Source organism: Streptomyces carminius (assembly GCF_002794255.1).
Taxonomy (GTDB): Bacteria; Actinomycetota; Actinomycetes; order Streptomycetales; family Streptomycetaceae; genus Streptomyces; species Streptomyces carminius.
Window position 1 is genome coordinate 39,725 of record NZ_PGGW01000058.1, and the last position, 20,088, is coordinate 59,812.

Here is a 20,088-nt window from a genome sequence, read left to right on the forward strand (position 1 = left end):
CACGGTTCACGTCGTGTTCTTCAGCGGCAGCACCGCGCTGATCCGGAAGCCGCCGCCCGGCCGCGGCCCCGCGTCCAGGCTGCCGCCGACCATGCCGACGCGCTCGCGCATCCCGATCAGCCCCTGGCCCAGCCCGTCCAGGCCGCCGATCTCGTACAGCTCCCGCTGCGCGCCGCGGCCGTCGTCCTCGGCGAGCAGGGTCAGGTCGTCGGCGCCGTAGGTCAGCCGGACGGTCGCCCCGGCGTCCGGACCGCCGTGCTTGCGCGTGTTGGTCAGCGCCTCCTGCACGATGCGGTACGCGGTCAGCCCGATGCTGCTGGGCATCGGGCACGGGGTGCCCTCCACCCGGAAGTCCACCGGCAGGCCCGTGTCGCGCACCTGGTCGACGAGCTCGGTGAGCTGCTCGATCCCGGGCTGCGGCACGTACTCCCCGCCCTCGGCCTGTTCCCCGGTGCGCAGCACGCCCAGCAGCCGCCGCATCTCCGACAGCGCCTGGCGGCCGGTGCCGGAGATGGTCTCCAGCGCCTTCCTGGCCTGGTCGGGCGCGGCGTCCAGGACGTAGGCGGCGCCGTCGGCCTGGACGACCATCACCGAGACGTTGTGCGCGACCACGTCGTGCAGCTCGCGTGCGATACGGGCGCGCTCGGCGGCGACGGCCACCTTGGCCTGCGCCTCGCGCTCCTTCTCCAGCCGGGCGGCACGTTCCTCGAGCTGCGCGTAGTACGCCCGCCGGGTGCGCATCGAGTCGCCGAGTACCCAGGCCAGCACGAAGGTGGCGGTCAGGAAGACGGTGCCGACGATCTCCGCGGCAAGCGACTGCTCCTCGTCGGGCCAGCGGAGCGCGGAGATCGTGGGCGCGACCAGGGCGCCGGCGAGGGCCAGCCGGGAGGCCCAGCGCCTGCCCCGGGAGGCGTTGGTGAAGACGATCACCAGCATGGCGAAGTTGGCCGGCACCGGGAACGCGCCGGTCGCCACCTCGGCCACCCCCGCCCCGGCGGTCAGCAGCAGCATCCGCTCGGGCGCGCGGCGCCGCAGGGCCACCACCGCGCACAGGGCGAGGACGATCGGCCCGGAGGCGATCAGCTGCGCCTCGCTCTGCTCCACCGGCGGCTCCGGCGCCGCTATGACCGAGACGAGCCATCCGGCGGACATCGCCAGCAGGACCACGGCCCACAGACTGTCGACCCAGGTGGGATGCCTGCGTATGAACTCGTATACCCGGTACACATCACCCAGCGTAGGCAGACGCGGCACGGGCGGGAGTCAGCCCGGCGGGCGATCCCCGTCCGTGCCGCCTACTCCCCAGGGTGGAGGCAGCGGCGCCCGGCGCGGTTGGAGCAGCCAGGTGAAACCGCCCAGGCCCGCCGGGTCGGTCAGCTCGGCGGCCTCGCCCGCGCGGCCGAGCAGCCGTACGTACGCGGCCGGGTCCGCCGTGGCCAGGGTGAGCGGCGGGCGGTCGCCGCGCACGCCCAGGGCGCGCAGTGCCGCGCGCTGGGGGAGCAGTACGGCCGGTCCGTGGCCGGGCGGCGGGCGGACCGCCGCCGCGCACGCGTCGAGGGCGACATGGGCGGTCAGGTCGCGGTCGCCGTCGGGGACGGGCGGCACCTCGCGGCCGTCGCGGTAGCCGGTGAGGGTGCCCAGCGGCGGACGGGCGGCGCGGGTGTGGGCGTAGTCCACGGCGACGGCCAGGCCACTGTCCAGGCAGGACACGGCCGCCGCCCACGCCTCGTCGCGGGGGCGGCCGATCTCCGCGCGGCGGCCCGGCTCGGGCGGCAGCGGCCACCAGCGGGCCAGCCACTCCGCGTCCGCGCCGGTCACCGGCCCGCCCGGGTGCTCGGTGCCGTCGCCGTCCACCAGGACGTAGCGCGGTACGCCGTCGCCGTCGGTCTCGGCGATGTCCACGGGAACGTCGTCCAGCCACTCGTTGGCGAACAGCAGCCCGGCCGCGCGGTGCGGCGGTTCGGCGGACCAGCCGATCGCCGGGTCCAGCCCGGCGGGACGGGGGGCGCGTTCGACGGCGTGGGCGCGCACTCGGGAGGCCAGGTCGCCGGGCAGCGCGGGCAGGGCGGCCAGTACGCCGGTCAGCAGTTCGCCGCGGCCCGCGCCGTAGTCGATCAGCGCCAGCTCGGCGGGGCGCCCCAGCACCTCGTCGACGCGCCGCAGCAGCTCCGCCACCGCGTGCGCGAACAGCGGCGAGGCGTGCACCGAGGTGCGGAAGTGGGCGGCGGGCGCCTGCCGCACGAAGAACCCCTCCGGCCCGTAGAGGGCCTCCTCGGCGGCCTCCCGCCAGCGCCGCGGTCCCGGCGCCGGTTCGCCGGTCACTTGTCGATGTCGCCGACGACGAAGAACATCGAGCCCAGGATCGCCACCATGTCGGCCACCAGCGTGCCGGGCAGCAGCTCGGACAGCACCTGGACATTGTTGTACGAGGCCGAGCGGAGCTTGAGCCGGTACGGGGTCTTCTCCCCCTTCGAGACCAGGTAGTAGCCGTTGAGGCCGAGGGGGTTCTCCGTCCAGGCGTAGGTGGCGCCCTCGGGGGCCTTCAGCACCTTGGGCAGCCGCTGGTTGACCGGGCCGGGCGGCAGTTCGGCGAGGCGGTCCAGGCAGGCGTCGGCGAGGTCGAGGGAGTTGTGGGTCTGCTCCAGCAGCACCTCGAAGCGGGCCAGGCAGTCGCCCTCGGACCGGGTGACGACCCTCAGGACGTCCGCCAGCTCCCCGTAGGCCAGGTACGGCTCGTCGCGGCGCAGGTCGAAGTCCACCCCGGAGGCGCGGGCGAGGGGGCCGCTGACGCCGTAGGCGTGGACGGTGGCCGCGTCCAGGACGCCCACCCCGCGGGTGCGGCCGCGGAAGATCTCGTTGCCCAGGACGAGCCGGTCGTAGACGTCCGTCTTCGCCCGGACCTCGGCGACGGCCTGCCGGGTGCGGCCGAGCCAGCCGGCCGGGAGGTCCTCCTTGAGGCCGCCGACCCGGTTGAACATGTAGTGGATGCGCCCGCCGGAGACCTCCTCCAGGACCCGCTGGAGCGCCTCGCGCTCGGTGAAGGCGTGGAACACCGGTGTGATCGCGCCCAGTTCCAGGGGGTAGGAGCCGAGGAACATCAGGTGGTTGAGGACCCGGTTGAGCTCCGCCAGGAGGGTCCGCGCCCACACCGCGCGGGCGGGCACCTCCATGCCGAGCATCCGCTCGACGGCCAGGACGACACCGAGTTCGTTGGAGAACGCCGACAGCCAGTCGTGGCGGTTGGCCAGCACGATGATCTGCCGGTAGTCACGCGCCTCGAAGAGCTTCTCGGCACCGCGGTGCATGTAGCCGATCACCGGCTCGGCGGTGGTGATCCGCTCGCCGTCCAGGACGAGCCGCAGCCGCAGCACACCGTGGGTGGAGGGGTGCTGGGGGCCGATGTTGAGCACCATGTCGGTGCTCTCCGCCGCGCCTCCGACGCCGACGGTCGTCTCGGTGTGCTCGGTGTGCTCGGTGGCCGTGCCGGGCTGGGTCATGGTCCCAGTCTGGCAGCAGCGCGCGGCGCCCCGCGCGGCCGGGCGCCGCTCCCGCCTACTCTTGCCGGTATGAGCCTGCCAGCCGAAGGACCGCCGGACACCGCGGAGCGCACCGGCGGGGACGAGTCGTGGCGCGGTGTGGAGCGGGGCCTGCTGCGGATGCGCAGAACGGTGCTGGCCGCCGTGCTCCTCCCGCTCGCCGCGGTACTGGGCCTGCTCCTGTACGTACTGGCCGGCCCGGGCTGGGCGGCCGGCGCGCTGGTGCCGGCGGCGGCGACGGCCTGGGGCTGGCGGGCGCTGGCCCGCAACTGGGCGTCCTGGCGTTACGCCGAGCGCGCCGACGAGCTGCTGATCAGCCGCGGGGTGATCTGGCGCGAGCTGACCGTCGTGCCGTACGGCCGGATGCAGTTGGTGGAGGTCACCTCCGGGCCGCTGGAGCGGCACTTCGGGCTGGCCCGGCTGCAGTTGCACACCGCCGCGGCGACCACCGACGCGCACATACCCGGCCTGACGCCGAAGGAGGCCGAGCGGCTGCGCGAGCGGCTCACCGAGCTGGGCGAGGCCCGCTCCGCGGGGCTGTGATGGCGCTGCTGGAACGTCCCGAGGGCAGGCGGCTGCACCCGGTCACGCCGTGGCGGCGGGCCTGGGCGCCGGTGGCGGCGCTGCTGGCCTTCGCCGTACAGGACCCGGAGCGGGCCCGGCGGGGTGTGGAGTCCCTGACCCCCGCCTGGCTGCTGGCCGCGCTGGCGGTGGTGCTGCTGGTGGCGGCGGCGTACGGCTTCCTGTCCTGGTGGATGACGAGCTATCTGGTGACCGACACCGAACTGCGCATCCGTACCGGCCTGTTCTTCCGTCGCGCGGCGCACATCCGGCTGGACCGCATCCAGGCGATCGACGTCGGCCGGCCCCTGCTGGCCCGGATCGTCGGGGTCGCCAAGCTCAAGCTGGACGTGGTCGGCGCGGAGGAGAAGGACGAGCTGGCCTTCCTCGGCGAGTCCGACGCGGTGGCGCTCCGCGCCGAGCTGCTGGCGCGGGCGGCGGGCATGGCGCCCGAGGACGCGCCCGGGGCGGGCGAGGCGCCCGCCCGGGAACTGGTCCGGGTCGACACGGGGATGCTGCTCGTCTCCCTGCTGCTGCTCGGCGGGCTCTGGGCGTTGCTGGCCGCGACGCTCGTCCTCCCGGTGGTCGTCTGGCTGTTCTCGGACAGCGTCTGGCCCGCCCTGGCGGTCGTGGTGCCGCTGCTCGGCGGGCTCTGGCGGGGCGGCGCGGGCCGTTTCATGACCGAGTTCGACTGGGTGGTGGCCGAGTCCCCGGACGGGGTGCGGCTCGACCACGGGCTGCTGGACCGCGCGCACGCCACCGTCCCGCCGGGCCGGATCCAGGCGGTGCGGATCATTGAGCCGCTGCTGTGGCGGCGGCGCGGCTGGGTGCGGGTCGAGCTGAGCGTCGCGGCCGGGGGCAACGAGGGCGGCGTCCTGCTGCCGGTCGCCACCCGGGAGACCGCCCGGGGCGTGCTGGGGCGGGTGCTCCCCGATGTCGACCCGGCCGAGGCGGAGGCGGCCCTGACCCCGGTGCCGCGCCGGGCCCGCTGGGCGGTGCCGCTGTGGTGGCGGGGGTACGGGCACGGGGTGACGGGGGCGGTCTTCGCGGCCCGCCGCGGGCTGCTGTGCCGCAGGACGGAGCTGGTGCCGCACGCGAAGGTGCAGAGCGTACGGCTGTCCCAGGGGCCGTGGGAGCGGCGGCTGGGACTGGCGAACGTCCATGTCGACCACGGCGCGGGCACGGTGGCGGCCCGGCTGCGGGACGCCGACGAGGCCCGCGCCGTGGTCGGGGCCCAGGCGGAGCGTTCCCGCACCGGGCGCCGTACGGCACGCCCGGAGCGCTGGCTGACGCGGTGACGGCGGCGGGGCGGTGCGGGGCGGGGCGCGGCGGTCAGGCGCGGGCGCGGCGCGGCTCCCCGGAGTCCGTCTCCTGCTCCCCGGCGGAACCTCCGGCGCCCTCGCCGTCCGGACCGGCCGCGCCGGATTCCGCGGTGCCGGCCGCACCCGGACGGATGACCTCACTCGCGGCGGAAACCTCCGATTCCGGCCCTGAACGGGTCCCGGCCGCCCGGTCACCTTCCTCGTCCCGGTCGGACGGGGGCTCGGCGGGCGTGCGCGGCCCCCCGGTCTCCCTGCGCCGCCGCGGGGCGCCGCCGGTGCCGAAGAAGTCGAAGCCGCCGCGCCTGGGCGACTGACCCCCTGCCCAGCCCGGATACGGCTCCCGTCCCGGCGGCGGTACGACCGCCTCCCGTTCCTCCGCCGCCTTCTCCCCGGCGTCCTCCCGCTCCTCCGCCGCCTTCCGCTCGGCGTCCTCCCGCTCCCGCTGCGCCCTCTCCTCCTGGAGCACGGCGTTCGTCCGCAGCCGGGTCAGGGCCTCGCTCGCCTGGATGTAGGTCAGCGGGGTGGGGGCGCCCGAGGCCCGGCGGTGGTCGGCCGCCCCGGTGGTGAGTTCCTTGACCTGCCCGGCGGCCTCCAGGGCGAGCTGCCGCCGCCCCTCCAGCGCGCTGGCGCGCTCGGTCTCGGCGGTGGCGTACCGGCGCAGCAGCGCGGCGTGCTCGGTACGCAGCCGGGTCAGCTCGGCCTGCTTCTCCCGGAGGGTGATCTCCACCTTCCGGCGGAGCTCGGCGGCCTCCTCCAGCTCGGTCTCCAGCTCCGCCTGCCGCTCCTCGGCCCGCCACTCGGCCGTGGCCCGCGCGGCCCGCACCTCGGCCACCCGCCGACCGGCCTCCCGGTCCCAGTGGCGCAGCAGCACGGCCCCGGCGACGGCGGCCAGCGCCGCTCCGGCGGTGAGCACGCGCAGCGCCATCACTCCCGGGGCGCCGGCATCACCCACCAGCCAGGCCACGAGCGCGCAGAAGAGTGCGGCGCCCGCCACGGCGGACGGCGCGAGCATCCGGTGCAGGGGAGGTGCTTGGCGGTGGCGTCCTCGTGGCATGGCCTGGAATTTACCGTGGGTGCCGCCCATTGAGGCACCGTCCCTCCCCATTCGTTATCTCGCGTGTCCCCCGATGCCCACACCCCGTCAGAAACCGCCGCCCCGTTCCCGCGACAGGACGATCAGTCGCGGCGCCGGACCACCAGGGCCGAGACCACCACAATCACGGTGAGCGTGGCGATGACGCTGACCACGGCCAGCCGCATCGCCGGTCCGAGGGTGTTGTTGCCTTCGTGTGCGAAGTCGTACCAGACCAGGATCGACTGGAACAGGGCGATGGCCGTGAAGACGAACAGCAGCCGGTTGCGTCGCTCGTCCCGCCGGTACTGCGTCATGCTGCGATGGAAGTCGAGGATGTCGCGCAGCGACTGGAGCTGGACCTCCAGCACACCGCGCTCGCGTTCCATCGCCCAGCGCTCCATCGCCGCGTCCATCACCACCGCGCCCGCGTTCACGGTGTAGCGGCTCTCCTCCAGCCGCACCATGTCCCGCAGCGCCAGGTCCTTGCTGAGTTTGAGGGAGGCGGTGAACTGCCGGTCGACCTCCGCCACCCGGTTCCAGCGGGTGTCGTTGAGCTGCAGCATCCGGGCCGACACCAGCCGGTTGGCCTCATCCACCGCGATCCATTCGGTGGTAGCCGCCATCACGCCCTCCAGTACCTCGTGGATCCGGTGGCCCGGCAGCCGCTCCAGGGTCGTGAAACCGTCCCCGAAGCGCAGCAGTGCGTCATCGTGGATCCTGCGCTCCACGCCGTAGACCCGGGTCGCGCCCGGCTCCTGGTCCCGCGGCGGATCCATCAGCACCCGGTGCCACCACAGCAGACGTCCGGGTTCCATGACCGCTTCGCCCACCGGATCGACCAGTTCCCGGGCGAGCATCCGCTCCGAGATGCCGTCGGTCCAGCGGGCGACATGCGGATTGAGCTTCTCCACCAGTTCGCTTTCGCGGTCGTGTATCGCACTCCGGTCCGGGACCTGGATCGTCAGCATGACGTAGCAGTAGCCGTTGGGCTCGAAGCGGCACCGCAGCGGTCCGACGTCCGCGAGGCGGACCGTACCGACGGTCTTCTCGCCGCTGAGCCGGGATCCGCCGGTGGACATGTGGTGGTCGAACAGCAGTTGGGAGTCCGGTGTGTCGACCTGTGGCGAGAAGTCGGGCACCGCCTCGGTGACGGCCTCCTTCAGCGCCCTGCCGACCTCACCCCCGAAGGTGCTCGCGCACAGCCGGAACCGCATGAGAAAAGGCGCGATGAGTACCACCTGCACGACAGCCGAGCCCCCTGCACATCCCCGTCGGCCGGACCGCGGGCGGGCCGTGCTCCGCCGGACCGTTCACATGTCCGGAGCCGTGAACAGTGTCCACTCGCCGTGTCCGGCGTGGCCGCCCTCGACAGCCCACCCGCTGCCCAGCAGCCTTCGCATCCGGTCCGGCAGGACGTACAGCGGCGTCCCCGAACGGAACGAGGTGCACCACAGGAGTTGCCCACCGGGTTCGACGACCCGCGCGATCTCGGAGGGGTTGAACACCCCGTTGAGCGACACTACCAAGGGAACCCGCGCCGTCGCCAAGGGTAGTGCCCGTACGTCGGCCACCATCCAGCACACCCCGGGCACCTCCACTCGCCGCCGTATCATCTCCGGGTTCAGATCGCACGCGACCACCGTGGGAACGGCCTCGGCGACGGCGGCCGTCGCCTCGCCGGTGCCGCAGCAGATCTCCACCGCCCACCGGGCGGGCCGGGCACGGCGCAGTCCCTCGCGCACGGGAAGGTCGTAGCCGTACTGCTCGTCGGTCCAGGACCGCCACTCCCCGGCCATCCGCTCGTACGAGAGCTGCAGGCCCAGCCACGCCTCGTGGTCCTCGGGGTTTCTCAGCAGACGCTCCTGGAAGCGCCGGCTGGGATGGACGTCGGCCTTCAGGTCGGGCGGGCCCGGGATCTCCTCCATTCCGTGACGATAACCGCCGACAGGTCTGGACCGGTAGCCGCCGTGCGCCGTGCGGGCCTGGTCAGGCCGCTGCCGCCGTCGGCGGCTCGTCGTCGTCCTCGGGGAGCCTGCACACCCGCTGCAGGAAGATGCCCGCCGCCACCACCGCGGCACCCGCCAGCACCGACAGGCCGGCGTAGACCACCTGGTCGCGGCGGGCGGGCACGTCCATGACGTTGAGGAACAGGTAAAGGCCGGCGCCGCCGTACGCGCCCGCGGCCAGGGCCGCCACCAGGGCGCTGGCCTGGCCGAGGACGACGGCGCGGGCCGCCATGATCGGCTCCACGCCCTTCGCGCCGGGCTGCCGCTCGCGCTGGGCGCGCAGCCGGGTGCGCAACGACAGGGCGGTGGCGGCCAGGACGGCGGCGATCAGCGCGAGCACGACCGGGGCCGCGACCGGCACGGCCGGCGGGGTGCCCAGCCCGTCCCACATCCCCATGCCCGCCCAGGAGAGCACCAGGGCGAGTACGAAGAGGCCGGCCAGCGTCCTGATACGTAGTTCCCTCACGGAACTCCCCACGTCGTCTGAGATACGGCAGTTGAGACACGGCGGTTGGGACATGGCGGTGCCCGGTGGCGCCGCCGTGGTCACTCGGGCAGTCGCAGTTCCAGGTCGTCCCGGCGGGTGATGCCCTCCCGGCCGACCGCGTCGAGCAGCTCCGCCACCGGACCGTGCCCCGGAACCTCGGCGTCCGGATCCACATCGTGCCACGGTGCCAGGACGAAGGCCCGCTCATGACAGCGCGGGTGGGGAAGCGTCAGCACGGGGTCGTCGGAGACGGCGTCCTGGTAGGTGACGATGTCCACGTCGATCGTCCGCGGCCCCCAGCGCTCGTCGCGCACCCGGGCGTAGGCCTCCTCGATGGCGTGGGCCCGCTCCAGCAGCGAGGCGGGCGGCAGGGTCGTCTTCAGCAGGACGACGGCGTTGAAGTACGCGGGCTGGGTGCCCGGCTCCACTCCCCACGGCTTGGTCTCGTACACCGGCGAGACCCCCTTGACCCGCACCCCCGGGGTCTCCTCCAGCGCGTCGACGGCGCCCTGGAGGGTCTCCAGCCGGTTGCCCAGGTTGCCGCCGATGGACAGGACGGCGCGCTTGGGGTTGTGCAGGGTCATGTCGGCGGCGTCGACCTGGCGCACCACGGAGGCGGGCACCGGCTGTACGGTCGGGTCGCTGTTCGGCGTCATACACGGCTCCGCTTGATGGTGATGGTCACGTCGTCGAACGGGACGGTGATCGGGGCTTCCGGCTTGTGGACGACGACCTCCACCTCCCGCACCGCCTCGTGTGTCAGGCACTGGTCGGCGATCCGCTGGGCGAGGGTCTCGATCAGGTCGACCGGCTCGCCCCCGACGATCGCGGCGACCTCCTCCGCCACGACGCCGTAGTGGACCGTCCTGGTGAGGTCGTCACCGGCCGCGGCGGGCCGGGTGTCCAGGCCCAGGACCAGGTCCACCACGAAGGTCTGACCCTGCTCCCGTTCCCGCTGGAACACCCCGTGATACCCGCGGACCCTCAGCCCGCGCAGTGTGACGCGATCCACCCGTTTCACTCCCCGTCGGTCGGCCGGCGGACGCGGCGGGCCTGCCACCCCGTGCCACCGCTGGAGCCACTCTCTCAGACGGGACCGTCAGAGCAGTGTCCCGCCCTCCGGATCCATGCCGTCCACGCCGCCGATGCCGTCGCCGTCCTCGTCCTCGTCGTCCTCCTCGACCAGGATCGGGGAACCGTGGTGCGCCCAGACCCGCCACCGGCCGTCCTCGTCCCTGCGGAAGACGTTCGTGGCGACCACCAGGCCGCCGATCAGCGGGCCGGCCGAGCCGTCCGCCTCGGCGGGGCCGCCGCTGAGGATGTTCTCGGTGCAGGTCACCACGGCGGTGTCGCCCAGCACGGAGACCTCGACGTCGGTCAGGAAGAACTGGATGTACTCGGTGTTCGCCATGATCAGCGCGTACGAGCGCATCACCTCGTCGCGCCCGTTGAGCACCGGCCACCCGGGATGGACGACGCTGACGTCGTCGTTCAGCCAGTAGTCGGTCAGGGCGTCGATGTCGCCGCGCTCGACCGCCTCGTACAGTGCCGCGTTCGCCGCCTCGACGGCCTCGACGTCCGTGCGGGCCTCTCCGCTCATGGCACCTCCCGGTGAGCTTCTCCGCCCTCGCGGCAACCACCCGGCGACACGGCGATGTGCGGCCCGGCAGCCGCGCGTGCGACGCTCACTGTGCCTCCCGGTGAGCTTCCGCCCCCGCGGCAACCACCCGGCGACACGGCGATGTGCGGCCCGGCAGCCGCGCGTGCGACGCTCACTGTGCCTCCCCCGCCGTCTCCAGTGCCCGGGCCACCCGGACCGCGTCCGCGCTGGCGCGTACCTCGTGCACCCGTACCGCCCAGGCCCCCTCGCGGGCGGCGATCGCCGAGACCGCGGCCGTGGCCGCGTCCCGCTCCCGGGCCGGCGGTACGGTGCCGTCCGCTCCGGCCAGCACCCGGCCCAGGAACCGTTTGCGGGAGGCGGCGACCAGCACCGGCCGCCCCAGTTCCCGGCGGAGCCGGGCGGTGGCGTCCACCAGCGCCAGATCGTGCGCGGCCTGCTTGGCGAAACCCAGTCCGGGGTCGACGACGATCCGCTCGGGCGCGATGCCGCCCGCCACCGCCTGTTCCAGAGCGGCACGCAGTTCGCCGACCACCTCGGTGACGGTGTCGGTGTAGACGGCCCGGTCGTTCATGTCGATGCTCTGGCCGCGCCAGTGCATCACCACGTAGGGCACCCCGGCCGCGGCCACCACCGGCACCATGCGCGGGTCCGCCCGGCCGCCGCTGACGTCGTTGACCAGCCGGGCACCGGCCGCCACCGCCTGCTCGGCCACCCCGGCGCGCATGGTGTCCACGCTGACCACCACGCCCTCCTGGACCAGATCCCGTACGACGGGGATCACCCGGCGCAGTTCCTCGGCCTCGTCGACCCGGGTGGCGCCCGGCCGGGTGGACTCGCCGCCCACGTCGACCAGGTCCGCGCCCTGCTCGGCCAGTTCCAGCCCGCGCTTGACCGCGGCCCCGGCGTCGAACCAGCGACCGCCGTCGGAGAAGGAGTCCGGCGTGACGTTCACCACCCCCATGACCGCACAGCGGTCCCAGGACGGCAGCCCGGCCACTTCCCCGCGTGAGGCGCGCAAGGTACTCATGTGGTCCAGCCTAGGCGCTCGTCCCGCGGCACCCGGGTACCCGTCCGGCGGCGGGCCGGTCAGCGGGCCATGATCAGGCTCATCGCCTCGGCGCGGGTGGTGGCGTCGCGGAGCTGTCCGCGGACGGCGGAGGTGATGGTCTTGGCGCCGGGCTTGCGGACCCCGCGGACCGTCATGCACATGTGCTCGCACTCGATCACGACGATGACCCCGCGCGCCTCCAGGATCCGCATGAGCGAGTCGGCGATCTGGGTGGTCAGCCGCTCCTGGACCTGGGGACGGCGGGCGAAGACCTCCACCAGCCGGGCGAGCTTCGACAGCCCGGTGATCTTGCCCGAGGCGGCCGGGATGTAGCCGACGTGGGCGACGCCGTGGAAGGGCAGCAGGTGGTGCTCGCAGGAGGAGAGCAGCTCGATGTCCTTCACCAGCACCATCTCGTCGTGGCCCAGGTCGAAGGTGGTGGTCAGCACGTCCTCGGGCCGCTGCCGCAACCCCGCGAATATCTCCCGGTACGCCCGCGCCACCCGGGCCGGGGTCTCCCGCAGTCCCTCGCGGTCGGGATCCTCGCCGACCGCGAGGAGCAGTTCGCGTATGGCGTTCTCGGCGCGCTTCTCGTCGAACTCGCCGACGGGGCTCTCGCCGTCCAGCGTGACCGGGTCGATCATGCGTTCCTCGTTTCTCGTGCCTGCGCGGCGGGAATACGGCGCGCCCCTCCGGTCAGTAAACCGGAGGGGCGCGGTACGGCATTCCGGGAGCCGTGGTGGCTCCCGTCACTCACGGGCCCGGGTTCAGTCCTCGGGACGGGGCTCCTGAGCCCGCCGGGCCGGGTCCTCCTTGGCCAGTGCCGTGTCGGTCGGGCCGATCTCCTTGCCCTTCTCCGGGACGGACGACGAGCCGTTGGCCAGGGCCAGCTCCTTGGGTGTGGAGACCGGCGGCCGGGTCGAGGGCGTCCGGCGCGCGGAGCCCGTCCAGGCGGGACGGAAGGGACGCTTGACGACCGGGCGGAAGATCTCGGCGATCTCCTCCTTGCCGAGGGTCTCCTTCTCCAGCAGGGCCAGCACCAGGTTGTCCAGGACGTCCCGGTTCTCGACGAGGATCTCCCACGCCTCGTTGTGCGCGGTCTCGATCAGCTTCTTGACCTCCTCGTCCACCAGCCCGGCGACCTCCTCGGAGTAGTCGCGCTGGTGGCCCATGTCCTTGCCCAGGAAGGGCTCGGAGCTGTCGGAGCCGAACTTGATCGCACCCAGCCGCTCGGTCATGCCGTACTGCGTGACCATGGCACGGGCGGTGGCGGTGGCCTTCTCGATGTCGTTGGCGGCGCCCGTGGTCGGGTCGTGGAAGACCAGTTCCTCGGCCGCGCGCCCGCCCAGCATGTACGCGAGCTGGTCGAGCATCTCGTTGCGCGTGGTGGAGTACTTGTCCTCCTCGGGCAGGACCATCGTGTAGCCCAGTGCCCGGCCGCGCGACAGGATCGTGATCTTGTGGACGGGGTCGGAGTTCGGCAGGGCCGCCGCCACCAGGGCGTGTCCGCCCTCGTGGTACGCGGTGATCTTCTTCTCCTTGTCGCTCATGATCCGGGTCCGCTTCTGCGGTCCGGCCACGACGCGGTCGATCGCCTCGTCCAGGAACTTGTTGTCGACCAGCTTCCGGTCGCTGCGCGCGGTGAGCAGCGCGGCCTCGTTGAGCACGTTGGCCAGGTCGGCACCGGTGAAGCCGGGGGTGCGGCGGGCCACCGCGCTCAGGTCGACGTCGGGCTCCATCGGCTTGCCCTTGGCGTGGACCTTGAGGATCTCCAGCCGGCCCTGCATGTCGGGGCGGTCCACCGCGATCTGCCGGTCGAAGCGGCCCGGGCGCAGCAGCGCCGGGTCGAGGATGTCCGGCCGGTTGGTGGCGGCGATCAGGATGACCCCGCCCTTGACGTCGAAGCCGTCCATCTCGACCAGCAGCTGGTTCAGCGTCTGCTCGCGCTCGTCGTGGCCACCGCCCATGCCGGCGCCGCGGTGGCGGCCGACGGCGTCGATCTCGTCGACGAAGACGATCGCCGGGGCGTTCGCCTTGGCCTGCTCGAACAGGTCACGGACCCGGGAGGCGCCGACACCGACGAACATCTCCACGAAGTCGGAGCCGGAGATCGAGTAGAACGGCACCCCGGCCTCGCCCGCGACGGCACGCGCCAGCAGCGTCTTGCCGGTGCCGGGGGGGCCGTACAGCAGCACGCCCTTGGGGATCTTCGCCCCGACGGCCTGGAACTTGGCGGGCTCCTGGAGGAACTCCTTGATCTCGTGGAGCTCCTCGACCGCCTCGTCGGAACCCGCGACGTCCGTGAAGGTCGTCTTGGGGGTGTCCTTGGTGATCAGCTTCGCCTTCGACTTCCCGAAGTTCATCACCCGGGAGCCGCCGCCCTGCATCTGGTTCATCAGGAACAGGAAGACGACGACGATCAGCACGAACGGCAGCAGGGAGAGCAGCATCCCGACGAAGGCGTTCTGCTCCTGCGGCGAGACGGTGTACCCCTCGGGGATCTGCCCCTCCTGGTACTTGGACTGCAACTGCTGGGCCAGGTTGAAGCCCTGCTCGTCGATGTAGCTGGCCTGGACCTTGTTGCCGCCCTCGATCTCGGTGTCGCCCTTGAGTTCGATCTTGACGGTCTGCTCGTCGCCGGTGGTCAGCTCGGCGGACTTGACCTGGTTCTTGCTGATCGCCTGTACGACCTGGCCGGTGTCCACCGTCTTGTAGCCGCCGGACGAGCCGACGACGTTCATCAACACGACCACGGCGAGGGCGGCCAGCACGATCCACATGATGGGACCACGGAAGTAGCGCTTCACGTCCATCCACACGGGGCGGCGTGCGCCCCGTCCCTCCTGCCACAGTTGAGGCACGGCGATCCCGGGGGGAGGTCGCCGTGCGTACGGTGTATTACTCGGCTCGGCTCGGCCTACGAACAGACTGCATCAACAGACCGACCTTCGGACGGTACCCCAGCACTGCCGCCCGAAGCACGGCCTTGCGGCGCCTGAGGGGCTGTGAACAATCCCGCCCATTGGTTACAACGCCGAGCACCCTCCCCGCGTTCCCGGGCGGCCGCGGGGACATTCGGACGCCCCGCGGCCGCCCGGCGTCCGGGGCGTCAGCCGCCGTAGACATGGGGTGCCAGCGTCCCCACGAAGGGCAGGTTGCGGTACTTCTCCGCGTAGTCCAGGCCGTAGCCGACGACGAACTCGTTGGGGATGTCGAAGCCGACCCACTTCACGTCGATCGCCACCTTCGCGGCGTCCGGCTTCCGCAGCAGGGTGCACACGTTCAGCGACGCGGGCCCGCGCGAACCGAGGTTCGACAGCAGCCAGGACAGCGTCAGGCCGGAGTCGATGATGTCCTCGACGATCAGTACGTGCCTGCCCTGGATGTCGGTGTCCAGGTCCTTGAGGATGCGGACCACGCCGGAGGACTGGGTGCCCGCGCCGTAGGACGACACCGCCATCCAGTCCATGGTGACCGGTGTGGACAGGGCGCGGGCGAGGTCGGCCATGACCATCACCGCGCCCTTGAGGACCCCGACCAGGAGAAGGTCCCTGCCCGCGTACTCCGCGTCGATCCGAGCGGCCAGCTCGGCCAGCTTCGCGTCGATCTCTTCCTTGGTGACGAGCACCGACTTCAGGTCGGTGCCCATGTCCTTCTCGTCCACCCTGCCGCTCTCGGTCGAGGTTCACACTTGCCGGACGACCAGTGTGCCACCCTGCCGCCGGGCGGCCACCCGGCCGGGCAGGTTGAGCGCCCGCTGGCCGTGCCAGTCCGTGACCAGCCGGTCCATCTCCTCGATGTGGCGGGCGAACAGCGAACCCGCCGGGGACCCCGCCGCGACGGCCCCCCGGCGCAGCACCCGGCGGCGTACGGCGGGCGGCAGGGCGCGGAGCCGGGCGACGTCGAACGCCACCGTCCCGCCCGTGCCGGTGCCCGCGCCGGGGGCGGTGCCGGTGCCGGTGGCGCCCTCCACCGCCGCGGGGGCGGCCGTACGGGCCGAGAGCTCGGCCTCGCGCGCCCAGGCGTCCAGCGCGTCGGCGTCGTCGCGCGAGAGCTGGGCGGTGCGGGCCAGGGCCTCCACCACGCCCTTGCCGAGCGCCTTCTCCAGCGCGGGCAGGGCGTCGTGGCGCACCCGGGAGCGGGTGAAGGCCGGATCGGCGTTGTGCGGGTCGTCCCAGACGGGCAGCGACTGGACCATGCACGCCTTGCGGGTGGTCTGCCGGTCGAGGGCGAGGAACGGCCGCCGGTAGCGGCGCCGGGCGGCCGGGCGGCCGGCCGGTGAACCGGAGACGGCCGCCATCCCGGCCAGCGAGCGGGTGCCGGATCCACGGGCGAGTCCGAGCAGGACCGTCTCGGCCTGGTCGTCGCGGGTGTGGCCGAGGAGGACGGCGAGGGCACCGTGCCGTTCGGCGGCCTCGTCGAGGGCGGTGTAACGGGCGGTGCGGGCGGCGGCCTCGGGGCCTCCGTCGCGGCCGACGGTCACGGTGAGGGCCTCGGCCGGTTCGAGGTGGAGGGCGGTGAGACGGGAGACGACCTCGCGGGCCCGCTCGTCGGAGCCGGGCTGCAGGGCGTGGTCCACGGTGACGCCGCCGGCTCGCAGGCCGAGGCGGGGGGCCTCGAAGGCGAGGGCGGAGGCGAGCGCCGTCGAGTCGGCTCCCCCGGAGCAGGCGACGAGCACCAGCGGGGGGAGCCCGGCGCCGGGAACGTCTCCGCGGGCCTCGCGGAGGATCTCGTGGAGTGTGCGGCGAACCGCCAGGCGTATCGCCGCGACCGCGGGGTGGGGACCCATGTCCGTTCACTTCCTCGGGAGGGGGGTGGATGGCCACTGTGACTACACAGTGTGCGTAGATGGTGACAGAGAAGAGTGGTCTTCCTGAGCATCGCACGCGCACCCACGGCTCACGGTCCCTCGGAAGAGTGATTGTGCGGGCGTTCGGCGGTCATCAGTCCGTTTTCCGGTGCACCCTCGCGACCCAGTCCGCCGGTTTGGCGATCTCCCCCTTGGTGGGCAGGGTGTTCGGGGAGGTCCACACCTTGTTGAAGCCCTCCATCCCGACCTCGTTCACGACCGCGCGGACGAACCGCTCGCCGTCGCGGTACTGGCGCAGCTTGGCGTCGAGTCCCAGCAGCCTGCGCAGTGCCTGGTCGAGCCGGCCGGCCCCGGCCGCGCGGCGCTTCTGGAACTTCTCCCGGATCTCGGCCACGCTCGGCACCACCTGGGGGCCGACCCCGTCCATCACGTAGTCCGCGTGCCCCTCCAGCAGCGACATCACGGCGGTCAGCCGGCCGAGCACCTCGCGCTGGGCGGGCGTCTGCACCAGCTCGACGAAGCTGCGGCCCTCGCCGTCCGCCTCCGCCTCCTCCTTCTCCGTCCCCGCCGTCCAGGGTTTCCCGCCCCCGGCCAGCGACTGGACGGCCTCGCGCAGCCGCTCCAGCAGCGTGGAGGGGTCCATGTCGGTCTCCCCGAGGAAGGAGTGGATCTCCGCCTCGATGTGGTCGCGCAGCCAGGGCACGGCCGAGAACTGGGTGCGGTGCGTCTCCTCGTGGAGGCACACCCACAGCCGGAAGTCGTGCGGGTCGACGTCCAGCTCGCGCTCCACGTGCACGACGTTCGGCGCGACCAGCAGCAGCCGCCCGCCGCCCGCGCCCGGGGTGCCCGGCAGGTCGGGGGTGGGCGGGGCGAAGGTCTCGTACTGGCCCAGGACGCGCGAGGCCATGAACGACAGCAGCATGCCGACCTCCACACCGGTCACCTTGCCGCCGACCACTCCGAGCACCGCGCCGCCCGGCCCGCCCGCGCGCCGCTCCTGCATCTTGCCCAGCAGCGGCGACAGCAGCTCGCGGAAGCCCGCCACATTGGCCCGGATCCAGCCGGGCCGGTCCACGACGAGTACGGGGGTGTCACCGGCACCGTCGGCCGGTGACAGCCGGGTGAAGCCGCGTACGTGCTCCTCGGACGCCGCCGCGTGCCGCCGCAGCTCGGCCACGGCCTCGCGCGCCTCGTCCCGGCTCACTTCGGGCCCCGGCTTCACGAGCCGGGTCGCGGTCGCCACCGCGAGATTCCAGTCGACCATCTCCACACCACCGAGGCTCGTCATAGCTTCACCGTACGTGCCGTCGCCGCCGGACGGGAGGACGACGGGGGGACGACTACAGGGGACGCCGGGTCCGGACCGGCTCCGCTCCCGGGTGCCCGCCGGGGCCCGGTCGTAAAGCCCGGCGGCCCCGGCGGTGTCCGTCACCGCCGGCATCCGGCCGCCGCGGTGCGTGCCGGTGGGCCGGCGTCAGCGGCAGCCACAGGCGGCGACGGCCGCGGCGAGACGGTCCAGGGCGGTGTGGGCCCCCTGGCGGTCGGTGGTGCCCGAGGCCAGGAAGGCGAAGGCCAGCAGTCTGCCGTCGGCGTCCACCACCGTGCCCGCCAGCGTGTTGACCCCGGTCAGCGTGCCGGTCTTGGCGCGGACCAGACCCGCGCCGCCGCGGGTGCCGGCACCGTCGTAGCGACCGCCGAGCGTGCCGTTGAAACCCGCCACGGGCAGCCCGGTCAGCGCCGGCCGCAGCCCGGGCCGGCCGGGCTCGGCGGCCAGCGCGAGCAGCCGGGCCAGCAGCCCGGCGGAGATCCGGCCGTCCCGGTCGAGCCCGCTGCCGTCCGCGAAGCGCGCCCCCGCCGGACGCAGCCCCAGTTCCGCGAGCTGCGCCCGCACCGCGCGCCCGGCCCCGGCGAAGCTCGCGGGCTCGCCGCGCTCGGCGGCGGTGAGCCGGGCGAGCGCCTCGGCGATGTCGTTGTCGCTGTGCGTCAGCATCCGCTCGGTCAGCTCCGCCAGCGTCGCGGACCGGTGGACGGCCAGCTCCTCGGCGCCCGCCGGGGCCCGGCCCGCCACGGCGGGCCGGGCGGCGTCACCCCCGAGGACTCCGAGTTCGCGCAGCCGGTCGGCGAAGGCCCGGGCGGCGTCGCCGGCCGGGTCGGCCGAGCGCGGGGCGGGCCCGGCGGTGCTGTCGTCCAGCCGCCCCTCGTCCACCATCAGCGGGACGACCGGCGCGATGTTGTCGTTCACCCCGATCGGATGGCGGACCGGGCCGGTGTAGAGCGAGGTGTCGTAGGCCAGGGTGATCTCCGCTCCGTCCTTCCCGTCCTTCCCGTCCGCCCCGCTCCTTCCCGCGCCGCGTTCCGCCAGTTCCCGGGCGGTGGCGCCGGCCAGCCGCCGCAGCTGCGCACCGGTCAGCGTCGGGTCCCCGCCGCCGACCAGCACGATCCGCCGCTCCGCCGCGTCCCACACCACCCGGGTGGCGATCCGGTGGTCCGGACCGGCCGCCGACAGCGCGGCGACCGCGGTGGCGATCTTGATGGTGGAGGCGGGCGTGACGGCCCGGTCCGCCTCCGAGCCGTAGAGCTGCCGTCCGGTCGCCACGTCCACCACGGCGGCCGTACGGACCGTGCCCAGGACGTCCCTCTCCAGCAGCGGGTCCAGGACGGCGGCGAGACGGGCGGGCACGGGGGCGGCGGCGGAGCCCGGCGCGGCGGGGTCGTCCGGCCCGGCGGCGTCCCGTCCCCCGCCCCGGCCGGTGCCCAGCGCGGTCAGCACCGCCGCGGCGCCGGGCGCGGTGCCGGGACGGCCGTCGGTGTGCTCCGCGCCACTGTGCCGGTCCCGGTCGGCGGCGCGCACCCGCTCGGCCGTACGCTGGCCGGAGTCCCACGGTCCCGCGACGGCCACCGCCGACAGCGCGACCGCCAGTCCGACGGCGGCGGAACCGATCGCCACCAGCCATGTGTCCCGCACCTCGGACCAGCCCCTTTCGCGCCCACACACCTGCGTGAGGGACACTTAACCACCACACCGCCGGTCTCAGGGGGAGAGCCCCCGCGGCCCCGGCGAGGACTGAAGCACACGGAGGAGTCTCCCTTGGAGTTCGACGTCGTCATCGAGATCCCGAAGGGTTCGCGGAACAAGTACGAGGTGGACCACGAGACCGGTCGCATCCGGCTCGACCGGCACCTGTTCACCTCGACCGTGTACCCGGCCGACTACGGCTTCGTCGACAACACCCTGGGTGAGGACGGAGACCCTCTGGACGCCCTGGTGCTGCTGGAGGAGCCCACCTTCCCCGGCTGCATCATCAAGTGCCGGGCGATCGGCATGTTCCGCATGACGGACGAGGCCGGCGGCGACGACAAGCTGCTGTGCGTGCCCGCGTCCGACCCGCGGGTGGAGCACCTGCGCGACATCCACCACGTGAGCGAGTTCGACCGGCTGGAGATCCAGCACTTCTTCGAGGTCTACAAGGACCTGGAGCCCGGCAAGTCGGTCGAGGGCGCCAACTGGGTCGGCCGCGCCGACGCCGAGGCGGAGGTCGAGGCCTCGGTCAAGCGCCTGGAGGCGTCGGGCGGCGGCCACCACTGACGCCCCTGCCCCGCACCGCGCGCGGCGGGCCGCCCC

General features: G+C 73.5%; 20 protein-coding genes. 3 read left to right on the forward strand and 17 right to left on the reverse strand.

The genetic code is table 11. The features are described 5' to 3' along the window. Positions 1-6: 6 nt before the first annotated feature. From CUT44_RS17340 to CUT44_RS17350, 3 genes are read right to left on the reverse strand one after another with little or no spacing between them, the layout of a single operon-like run. Positions 7-1,227, reverse strand: coding sequence for a sensor histidine kinase (locus CUT44_RS17340; protein ID WP_100202798.1), 1,221 nt, complete (start codon positions 1,225-1,227; stop codon positions 7-9). 36 nt (positions 1,228-1,263) lie between these two features. Further along, positions 1,264-2,322, reverse strand: coding sequence for an SAM-dependent methyltransferase (locus tag CUT44_RS17345; protein WP_100202799.1), 1,059 nt, complete (start codon positions 2,320-2,322; stop codon positions 1,264-1,266). Continuing rightward, positions 2,319-3,497 carry an NADH-quinone oxidoreductase subunit D gene (locus tag CUT44_RS17350; RefSeq protein WP_100202800.1) on the reverse strand — a complete coding sequence of 393 codons (1,179 nt, stop codon included), beginning with the start codon at positions 3,495-3,497 and terminating at the stop codon, positions 2,319-2,321. Before CUT44_RS17350 ends, CUT44_RS17345 begins: the two co-directional genes overlap by 4 nt. Before the next feature lie 69 nt (positions 3,498-3,566). On the opposite strand from CUT44_RS17350, the gene CUT44_RS17355 reads away from it, so the two are divergent. Both CUT44_RS17355 and CUT44_RS17360 read left to right on the forward strand, forming a co-directional pair. Then, positions 3,567-4,079, forward strand: a complete 513-nt coding sequence (locus CUT44_RS17355; RefSeq protein ID WP_100202801.1) for a PH domain-containing protein — start codon at positions 3,567-3,569, stop codon at positions 4,077-4,079. Continuing rightward, positions 4,079-5,395 (forward strand): PH domain-containing protein, encoded by a 1,317-nt coding sequence (locus CUT44_RS17360; protein WP_100202802.1) that lies wholly within the window; start codon positions 4,079-4,081, stop codon positions 5,393-5,395. The genes CUT44_RS17355 and CUT44_RS17360 overlap by 1 nt, the downstream gene beginning before the upstream one ends. A gap of 34 nt (positions 5,396-5,429) precedes the next feature. Here CUT44_RS17360 and CUT44_RS33565 read toward each other — a convergent pair whose 3' ends face one another. The 14 genes from CUT44_RS33565 to dacB all read right to left on the reverse strand — a co-directional run bounded on the left by CUT44_RS33565 (position 5,430) and on the right by dacB (position 19,431). Then, positions 5,430-6,473 carry a hypothetical protein gene (locus CUT44_RS33565; protein WP_199185737.1) on the reverse strand — a complete coding sequence of 348 codons (1,044 nt, stop codon included), beginning with the start codon at positions 6,471-6,473 and terminating at the stop codon, positions 5,430-5,432. Between the two features lie 122 nt (positions 6,474-6,595). Further along, on the reverse strand, positions 6,596-7,708 hold the full coding sequence (locus CUT44_RS17370; protein ID WP_100202803.1) for a hypothetical protein: 1,113 nt from the start codon (positions 7,706-7,708) through the stop codon (positions 6,596-6,598). A gap of 96 nt (positions 7,709-7,804) precedes the next feature. Then, positions 7,805-8,419 carry a class I SAM-dependent methyltransferase gene (locus CUT44_RS17375; protein ID WP_100202804.1) on the reverse strand — a complete coding sequence of 205 codons (615 nt, stop codon included), beginning with the start codon at positions 8,417-8,419 and terminating at the stop codon, positions 7,805-7,807. A gap of 61 nt (positions 8,420-8,480) precedes the next feature. Then, positions 8,481-8,966, reverse strand: coding sequence for a DUF3180 family protein (locus CUT44_RS17380; RefSeq protein WP_100202805.1), 486 nt, complete (start codon positions 8,964-8,966; stop codon positions 8,481-8,483). Between the two features lie 80 nt (positions 8,967-9,046). Continuing rightward, positions 9,047-9,643, reverse strand: coding sequence for a 2-amino-4-hydroxy-6-hydroxymethyldihydropteridine diphosphokinase (gene folK / locus CUT44_RS17385; RefSeq protein ID WP_100202806.1), 597 nt, complete (start codon positions 9,641-9,643; stop codon positions 9,047-9,049). Then, positions 9,640-9,999: a dihydroneopterin aldolase gene (gene folB / locus CUT44_RS17390; RefSeq protein ID WP_100202807.1), complete on the reverse strand. Its 360-nt coding sequence runs from the start codon at positions 9,997-9,999 to the stop codon at positions 9,640-9,642. Before folB ends, folK begins: the two co-directional genes overlap by 4 nt. Positions 10,000-10,086: 87 nt before the next feature. Next, a complete protein-coding gene (locus CUT44_RS17395) occupies positions 10,087-10,587 on the reverse strand; it encodes a nuclear transport factor 2 family protein (RefSeq protein WP_100202808.1) in 501 nt (166 codons plus the stop codon). A gap of 172 nt (positions 10,588-10,759) precedes the next feature. Then, positions 10,760-11,635 (reverse strand): dihydropteroate synthase, encoded by an 876-nt coding sequence (gene folP / locus CUT44_RS17400; protein WP_199185738.1) that lies wholly within the window; start codon positions 11,633-11,635, stop codon positions 10,760-10,762. Positions 11,636-11,694: 59 nt separating this feature from the next. Continuing rightward, a complete protein-coding gene (folE, locus tag CUT44_RS17405) occupies positions 11,695-12,300 on the reverse strand; it encodes a GTP cyclohydrolase I FolE (protein WP_100202810.1) in 606 nt (201 codons plus the stop codon). Positions 12,301-12,423: 123 nt separating this feature from the next. Beyond that, a complete protein-coding gene (gene ftsH / locus CUT44_RS17410; protein WP_100202811.1) occupies positions 12,424-14,469 on the reverse strand; it encodes an ATP-dependent zinc metalloprotease FtsH in 2,046 nt (681 codons plus the stop codon). 296 nt (positions 14,470-14,765) lie between these two features. Next, the gene (gene hpt, locus CUT44_RS17415; RefSeq protein WP_100203037.1) at positions 14,766-15,305 is read right to left on the reverse strand and encodes a hypoxanthine phosphoribosyltransferase; all 540 of its coding nucleotides are present in this window, start codon (positions 15,303-15,305) and stop codon (positions 14,766-14,768) included. Positions 15,306-15,341: 36 nt separating this feature from the next. Next, positions 15,342-16,445 (reverse strand): tRNA lysidine(34) synthetase TilS, encoded by a 1,104-nt coding sequence (gene tilS, locus CUT44_RS17420; RefSeq protein ID WP_100202812.1) that lies wholly within the window; start codon positions 16,443-16,445, stop codon positions 15,342-15,344. 154 nt (positions 16,446-16,599) lie between these two features. Beyond that, on the reverse strand, positions 16,600-17,754 hold the full coding sequence (locus CUT44_RS17425) for a zinc-dependent metalloprotease (protein ID WP_100202813.1): 1,155 nt from the start codon (positions 17,752-17,754) through the stop codon (positions 16,600-16,602). 186 nt (positions 17,755-17,940) lie between these two features. Then, complete coding sequence (dacB, locus tag CUT44_RS17430) at positions 17,941-19,431, reverse strand: D-alanyl-D-alanine carboxypeptidase/D-alanyl-D-alanine endopeptidase (protein ID WP_233221456.1); 1,491 nt, start codon at positions 19,429-19,431, stop codon at positions 17,941-17,943. Positions 19,432-19,554: 123 nt separating this feature from the next. Here dacB and CUT44_RS17435 point away from each other — a divergent pair, with 123 nt between their 5' ends. Continuing rightward, positions 19,555-20,052 carry an inorganic diphosphatase gene (locus tag CUT44_RS17435; RefSeq protein WP_100202815.1) on the forward strand — a complete coding sequence of 166 codons (498 nt, stop codon included), beginning with the start codon at positions 19,555-19,557 and terminating at the stop codon, positions 20,050-20,052. The last annotated feature ends 36 nt before the right edge of the window (positions 20,053-20,088 follow it).